Raw genomic sequence first — 6,820 nt, 5'->3', positions numbered from 1 at the left:
GTCGCCGCACTTGATATTCGTTTTCTTTGTACCCACCCTCCCGATCTCATCTCCTGTCTTGCGACGGGCTGCCTATCGAATTGGCGATCCTGCATTCCCTCTTTTCCGCGCCGCTTTCCCGTTTCCGGTCCAACTTTGCATCAAAGCGTTTCTGCCTGATGAGCTGAAGGTGTCATGCTTTTCGAGTCGCGCAAAGCCGAATTTTGCCAGTTATCCACAGGCAGTGCAGTTCGCGGTGGACAAAATAGGGGACAAGATTTCGGTCCAAAAAGATACGGCCCCCACGCAGTGCATGGAGGCCGTAAAAAATTGTCCGGGGCGAGGGAGAGAGGGGGGGGGTGCCGACCGTTCAATTTTGTTCGGCAATTGCTTGCCGTTGCAACCCAAATACGAGCGCGTCGGTTATGCTGCAATTGCGAAAAGAACGGGGTGGATTGCATAACTTGCAACTCATCCCATCATGTCTTTGAAAGTAAATATTTTAAGGCGCGATACCATTGCCTGGCAGCGATGCATTTACGATGCCGCCGTCGCAGGCGATCGTTTCACCAACGATATAGTCTCCTGCGCGTGCGGCAAGGAAGATTGCAAGACCAGCCATGTCCTCAGGCGAACCGATTCGAGGAAACGGAATGTTCTTGCCCACGGCGTCCGCATGGTCGCGGGCATCCTTGTTCATGTCCGACTGGAATGCACCTGGCGCAATACCCGACACCAATATGTTATCCTTGACCAGCTCTGCCGCAAGACGGCGCGTCAAATGGATGACGGCGGCTTTCGATGCCTGATAGCTGTATGTTTGCCACGGGTTGATGCGTAGGCCATCGATCGATGCTATGTTGATCACCTTGCCGGGACGGTCAAAGCTTGCCCCGGCTTTTAACTGCGGGTGCAGCGCCTGCGTCAGGAAGAACAAGGATTTGACGTTCAGGTCCATGACCCGGTCCCAACCGCTTTCGGGAAACTGACCGAACTCTGCGCCCCAAGCAGCGCCAGCATTGTTGACGAGAATGTCGACTTTTTCTTCACGCGCCGCGATTTGTTCGGCAAGCGAAAGGCAGCCGTCAACGGTCGACAGGTCGCATGGCAGGCCAATCACTTGACTGCCAAATTCGGCAACGGTTTCCTCAATCTGGTCGACCTTACGCGCGCTGATATACACGCGCGCTGCGCCTGCCTTCAGATAACCCTCAACAATCATCTTGCCGATGCCGCGCGAGCCGCCCGTGACAACAGCAACGCGGCCATTGAGGTTGAATAAGCTTTGAATGTCCATTTGAGGCGTCCTTTTAATAACCGTTCATCGTCGCCACGCGGTCTGCGTGATAATAAGCATCGCCGAAAAATTCGTTCAGACCGCGATCGCGCTTCATATACAAGCCGATGTCATATTCGTCGGTCATACCAATGCCGCCATGCATTTGCAGGCCTTCACGGACCGCAAGGTTGCAGGCAAGGCCCGCTTTCGCCTTTGCCGCCGCAACATACAACTCGGCCTTGGCATGGCCTTCGTCCATCAATGATTGTGCCTTGAGCACGATCGAACGTGCGCCTTCCATTTCGCCGTACAGATGCGCGGCACGATGTTGGAGCGCCTGAAACTCACCAATGACTCGGTCGAATTGCTTACGGGTTTTGAGATAATCGAACGTCAAGTCCATAGCGCCCGTGCCAACGCCCACCATTTCGGCGGCGGCCCCCACACGTCCTGCGTCAAGCATTTTGGAAAGCACGCTCCAGCCGCCATCGACTTCGCCAATGATGGCATCGGCGTCGACCTGAACGCCGTCCAGTTTCACATGTGCGGCGACAGCCGAATCGACCAAGCGGGTGGCCTCCATCGACAAGCCAGCAGCATCCTTATCGACAGCGAACAGCGTCAGCCCATCGGTCTCGCCAGCCGCACCCGCAGTCCGCGCCGCGACAATCAGCATGTCCGATGATGCGCCCTGCACGACAAATTGCTTTTGCCCTGTCAGCTTAAAGCCATTGCCGCTGCGTGTCGCAACGCAGGCGATTTTTTCGGGCCGGTGTTTGACGCCTTCTTCAATAGCGATGCCAATAACGGTTTCACCAGCCAATATGCCGGGGAACCAGCGATCACGCATCGCCTTGTCGGCCAACTTCAACGCCTCAACCGCCGCGACTGACGTAGTCAAAAAAGGCGATGGCGACAGATTACGGCCGATTTCTTCTAGGACGATTCCCGCCTCAATCTGGCCCATGCCCATGCCGCCATCGGCTTCGGGAATGAGGATGCCGGTAAAGCCCATTTCGGCAAATTGCTTCCACAGGCCGTGGCTAAAGCCATCCTTGCAGCCCATATCGCGAAATTTGCGAAAATGGGTGACGGGGGCTTCGCTCGCCATAAAATCCCGCGCGCTGTCGCGCAGCATGTTCTGGTCGTCGTTTAAGGTCATTGCCATGATTAGGCACCTGGCATTTCGAGAATACGTTTCGACACAACGTTGAGCATCACTTCGCTGGTGCCGCCCTCGATTGAGTTGGCTTTGGTGCGCAACCAATTGCGTGCCTTGGACCCGCCATTGGCACGTTCGCTTTCCCACTCAAGCGCCTGAGAACCGCCAATCGACATGACCAGTTCATTGCGTTTCTTGTTCAATTCGGTCCCGACATATTTCATCAGGTTCGAATACGCCGGATGCGCCTTGCCGGTTTTCCATTCGTCCATGAAGCGTTCGCCATGGGCGCGGAAGGTGAGGTTATCGACATCAAACAGTGCCATTTGGGCGCGCAGCACTGGCTCTTCAGACAGGACGGCTTTCATCGCTGCGCCAATGGAGGTCACGCCGCCATCGCCGCCCATGCCCGAAATCATTTCGCGTTCATGGCCGAGCAGATATTTCGCAACGTCCCAGCCGCGATTGATTTCGCCGACCAGCTGATCCTTGGGCACGACGACATTGTCGAAGAAGGTTTCGCAGAAGGGCGAATTGCCAGAGATTAGCTTGATTGGCTTGGTTGAAACACCGGCTGTTTCCATGTCGAACAGCAAGAAGCTGATGCCGTGATATTTATTAGCCTTATCCGTGCGGACGAGGCAGAAAATCCAATCGGCCTTATCTGCATAAGAGGTCCAGATTTTCTGGCCGTTAACGACCCAATGGTCCCCCTTATCTTCGCCAAAGGTCTGCATCGACACAAGGTCGCTGCCGGAACCCGGTTCGGAATAGCCCTGACACCAGCGGATTTCGCCGCGGGCGATTTGGCCCATATAATGTACTTTTTGTTCTTCAGTGCCGAACTTGAGCAACGCAGGGCCAAGCATCCAGATGCCAAAACTGTTGAGCGGCGAGCGGCAGCCAAGCTTTGCCATTTCCTGACGCAGGATTTTTGTTTCCTGCGGGGACAGGCCAGCGCCACCATAAGCCTTTGGCCAATCCGGCACGGTGTAGCCCTTGGCAACGCAAGCTTCGAGCCACAATTTTTGCGCTTCGGATTGGAAAACGAAATTGCGTCCGCCCCAGCAAACATCGTCGTCACCCTTTGCAGGTGTGCGCATTTCGACGGGGCAGTTCTCTTCTAGCCAGGCGCGCGCCTCGGCGCGGAATGTTTCAAGGTCGGACATGACGCTCTCCTGTTAATTGCGTGATGAATTTTTGGGCTGTCACGCAAGGAAACGCAAGCCTTTATCGGTGAGCGATGCATGCCGTAACGTCATTTGCATCGCGATTGACAGGATGGGCAGTATGCCTAGCATAAGCGCGGGACACAGGAGAGAAACATCGTGCGATTCGCCGGAAAACAAGCCTTTTCACGTTATATGTATTAACCCCTGATGGCACCCGCAGTTGCACTGCCGCGTTCTTTAAAGGTCATGCACGGCCTTGGCTCTGTTGCCTATGGCGTCAAGGACAACGGATTTTCGGTCTTCCTGCTGATTTTCTATAATCAGGTGCTCGGCATTGACGCGGGCGTCGTTGGCACTGTCATCATGGCCGCGCTGATTTTTGATGCCTTTGCGGACCCGATTATCGGCGAACTTTCCGATCGCACGCAAAGCAAATGGGGCAGGCGCCTGCCGTGGCTGTACGCCGCAGCAATTCCGCTTGGTATCATCTGGCTGCTGCTGTGGCACCCGCCCGAAATGGGGCAAACGGGAACAATCATCTGGCTGTTCTGCACGGCCGTATTGGCGCGCTCATTGGTTGCGATGTGCGAGGTTCCGTCCATCGCGCTCGTCCCGGAACTGACTGCTGATTATGATGAACGGACGCGGTTGATGCGCTATCGCTTCCTTTTCGGCTGGGCTGGCGGGCTGCTGATGCTTATCTTTGCGTATGGCATTTTCTTCACGGGCGAAAAGGGTGTGAGCGACCCTGTAGGTTATGATGCATATTCGGTTTGGGGTGCGTTGATGATGACGGGCGCGGTATTGATCTCCGCGCTTGGGCAGCATCGGCATGTTGCCAAGCAATCGCCCCCTGCCCCGCGCGGTGTTGGCCTTGGCCACGCCTTTGCCGAGGCGAAGGTGACGCTCTCCAACCGGGCGTTTCTGTGGCTGGTGTCTGCCGCTGTATTCGGGCTGATCAATCAGGGGCTGACATTTGCGCTCACCAATTACCAACTCGGCTTTCTGTGGCAGCTTAAGCAAATGGAGATGCTCTATTATGCGCTTATCTTGTTTGCGACTGTCATCGTGGCATTCATCATCGTTCCGCCCCTGTCGGCGCGTTTGGGTAAGAAGAATGCAGCTATATTGCTGGCGCTGATATCCATGACCTTCACGGCGGGCTTATACGGCAGCTGGCTTTTGGACCTTGTGCCCGGCGCGCCAAATGACCCTTCGATCCTGTTCATGTTCGCTCTGGTGGCCATGACCAACAGCGCGGCAGTCGGCATGATGATGTTGACATCATCCATGATGGCCGATGTGGTTGAGGCGTCGCAGCAGGAAACCGGCAGGCGTTCCGAAGGTTTATTTTTCGCCGGCTATTTCTTCATGCAGAAATGCGCCGTTGGGATTGGCACATTCGCAGCTGGCATGATTCTGACTTTTGCAGATTTTCCGCAAAATGCGGTGCCCGGGCGCGTGGATGTTGCCGTGCTCGACGGGCTTGCGCTATATTATATGGGCACGGTGCTGGTTCTTGGAATTATCGGCGTTCTTGTCCTGAGGCATTTCCCTATTTCGCGTGAAAGTCATAATGAACGTTTGCGCGTCTTGAACACAGCGGCAGAGTCTGCCAGTTAACCGATCAATTAAAAATGAAAGAGGAATGAGCCATGGATTTCGATCTCACCGACAAGCAAACTTACTGGCGGGACCGTATCCGCGATCATAACGAACGCTTCTTGCGTCCACGCATTGCCGATTATTATGCCGAGCAGGCTGTTGGCGACCGTTGGAAAGTGCTTCAGGTTGTCGAAGAGGAAAAGGCACGGGCCAAGGCCGCTGGCCTTTGGAACCTGTTCATGCCGCCAACGTCAGGCCGTGTGCACGTCGATGACAGCATCCATTTTGAGGGCCCAGGCCTCAACAATATGGAATATGCCCTCTGCGCCGAAGAAATGGGCCGCATCGGTTTTGCATCGGAAGTGTATAACTGCTCCGCGCCAGACACCGGCAATATGGAAGTGTTCCTGCGTTACGGAACCGCCGCGCATAAAGAAAAATGGATGATCCCGTTGATGAACGGCGAAATCCGTTCGGCGTTTTTGATGACTGAGCCAGCCGTTGCTTCGTCCGATGCGACCAACATTGAAACCTCCATCCGCCGTGAAGGCGACGAATATGTGCTGAATGGCGTTAAATGGTGGTCATCAGGTGCAGGCGACCCGCGCTGCAAAATCGCGATTGTCATGGGCAAGACCGATTTCGAAGCAAAGCGTCATGCGCAGCAATCGATGGTGCTGATGGAGCTTGATGCCCCCGGCGTAAACATTCTGCGGCATTTACCCGTGTTCGGGTATGACGACGCGCCGCATGGGCATATGGAAATCGAATTGAAGGATGTCCGCATTCCGGCGTCAAACATATTGCTGGGCGAAGGTCGCGGTTTCGAGATCGCGCAAGGGCGCCTTGGACCAGGCCGCATCCACCATTGCATGCGCACAATCGGTGTCGCCGAAGAGGCGCTGGAGAAAATGTGCAAGCGGCTGCAAACCCGCGTTGCTTTTGGCAAGACCGTTGCCGAACAGAGCGTATGGGAAGAACGCATTGCACGGGCCCGTATCGACATTGAAATGACTCGCCTGCTCTGCCTGAAGGCAGCGGACATGATGGACAAGGTCGGCAACAAGGCTGCAGCAGCAGAAATCGCGATGATCAAAGTGCAGGCCCCGAATATGGCGCTGAGCATCATCGACAATGCGATTCAAGCGCATGGCGGCGGCGGTGTGTCCGACGATTTCGGCCTTGCATCGGCATGGGCGCATCAGCGCACATTGCGTTTGGCCGATGGTCCAGACGAAGTACATGCCCGCGCCATTGCCCGTATGGAGCTTGGCAAGCATGGTAGCCGCAGCAAAGACGGACTGTCCAGCGGCGACATGGGGGCAACACGGTGAAGGCTGCTGTCCTGATCGAAGCGGGTAAACCGCTTCAGATTGAGCAGATCAACATCGCCAATCCTGGGCCGCATGAGGTGCTTATCCGCACCGCGGCCTGTGGGCTGTGCCATAGCGACCTACACTTTATCGAAGGTACCTATCCGCATCCCTTACCCGCTATACCGGGACATGAGGCCGCGGGCATTGTTGAGGCTGTGGGCAGCGAAGTGCGCACGGTTAAGGTCGGCGACGCTGTTGTCACCTGCCTGAGCGCGTTTTGCGGCCATTGCGAATATTGCGTCACTGG

The 6,820-nt window shown here is 55.6% G+C and carries 7 protein-coding genes; 4 read left to right on the top strand and 3 right to left on the bottom strand.

What is annotated here, in order from left to right:
* Positions 1–442: hypothetical protein (locus tag QE270_RS07285; RefSeq protein WP_300037366.1), on the top strand; the 442-nt coding region annotated here is incomplete at its 5' end.
* Positions 443–481: 39 nt separating this feature from the next.
* Here QE270_RS07285 and QE270_RS07280 read toward each other — a convergent pair.
* Genes QE270_RS07280 through QE270_RS07270 form a run of 3 tightly spaced genes read right to left on the bottom strand, consistent with a single transcriptional unit; the run spans position 482 to position 3,589 of the window.
* Positions 482–1,276 carry an SDR family NAD(P)-dependent oxidoreductase gene (locus tag QE270_RS07280; protein ID WP_300037363.1) on the bottom strand — a complete coding sequence of 265 codons (795 nt, stop codon included), beginning with the start codon at positions 1,274–1,276 and terminating at the stop codon, positions 482–484.
* A gap of 13 nt (positions 1,277–1,289) precedes the next feature.
* Positions 1,290–2,426, bottom strand: coding sequence for an acyl-CoA dehydrogenase family protein (locus tag QE270_RS07275; RefSeq protein ID WP_300037360.1), 1,137 nt, complete (start codon positions 2,424–2,426; stop codon positions 1,290–1,292).
* A gap of 2 nt (positions 2,427–2,428) precedes the next feature.
* The gene (locus QE270_RS07270; RefSeq protein ID WP_300037357.1) at positions 2,429–3,589 is read right to left on the bottom strand and encodes an acyl-CoA dehydrogenase family protein; all 1,161 of its coding nucleotides are present in this window, start codon (positions 3,587–3,589) and stop codon (positions 2,429–2,431) included.
* 210 nt (positions 3,590–3,799) lie between these two features.
* Between QE270_RS07270 and QE270_RS07265 the strand changes: the two genes are divergently transcribed.
* From QE270_RS07265 to QE270_RS07255, 3 genes are all read left to right on the top strand, one after another.
* A complete protein-coding gene (locus tag QE270_RS07265) occupies positions 3,800–5,215 on the top strand; it encodes an MFS transporter (RefSeq protein WP_300037355.1) in 1,416 nt (471 codons plus the stop codon).
* A 32-nt stretch (positions 5,216–5,247) separates the two neighbouring features.
* Positions 5,248–6,531: an acyl-CoA dehydrogenase family protein gene (locus tag QE270_RS07260; RefSeq protein WP_300037352.1), complete on the top strand. Its 1,284-nt coding sequence runs from the start codon at positions 5,248–5,250 to the stop codon at positions 6,529–6,531.
* Positions 6,528–6,820: alcohol dehydrogenase catalytic domain-containing protein (locus QE270_RS07255; protein ID WP_300037350.1), on the top strand; the 293-nt coding region annotated here is incomplete at its 3' end. The genes QE270_RS07260 and QE270_RS07255, both read left to right, overlap by 4 nt.

Origin of the sequence: Sphingorhabdus sp. (genome assembly GCF_029865925.1) — a bacterium.
Taxonomy (GTDB): Bacteria; Pseudomonadota; Alphaproteobacteria; order Sphingomonadales; family Sphingomonadaceae; genus Sphingorhabdus_B.
This window is presented reverse-complemented; position numbering and strand designations above follow the sequence as displayed.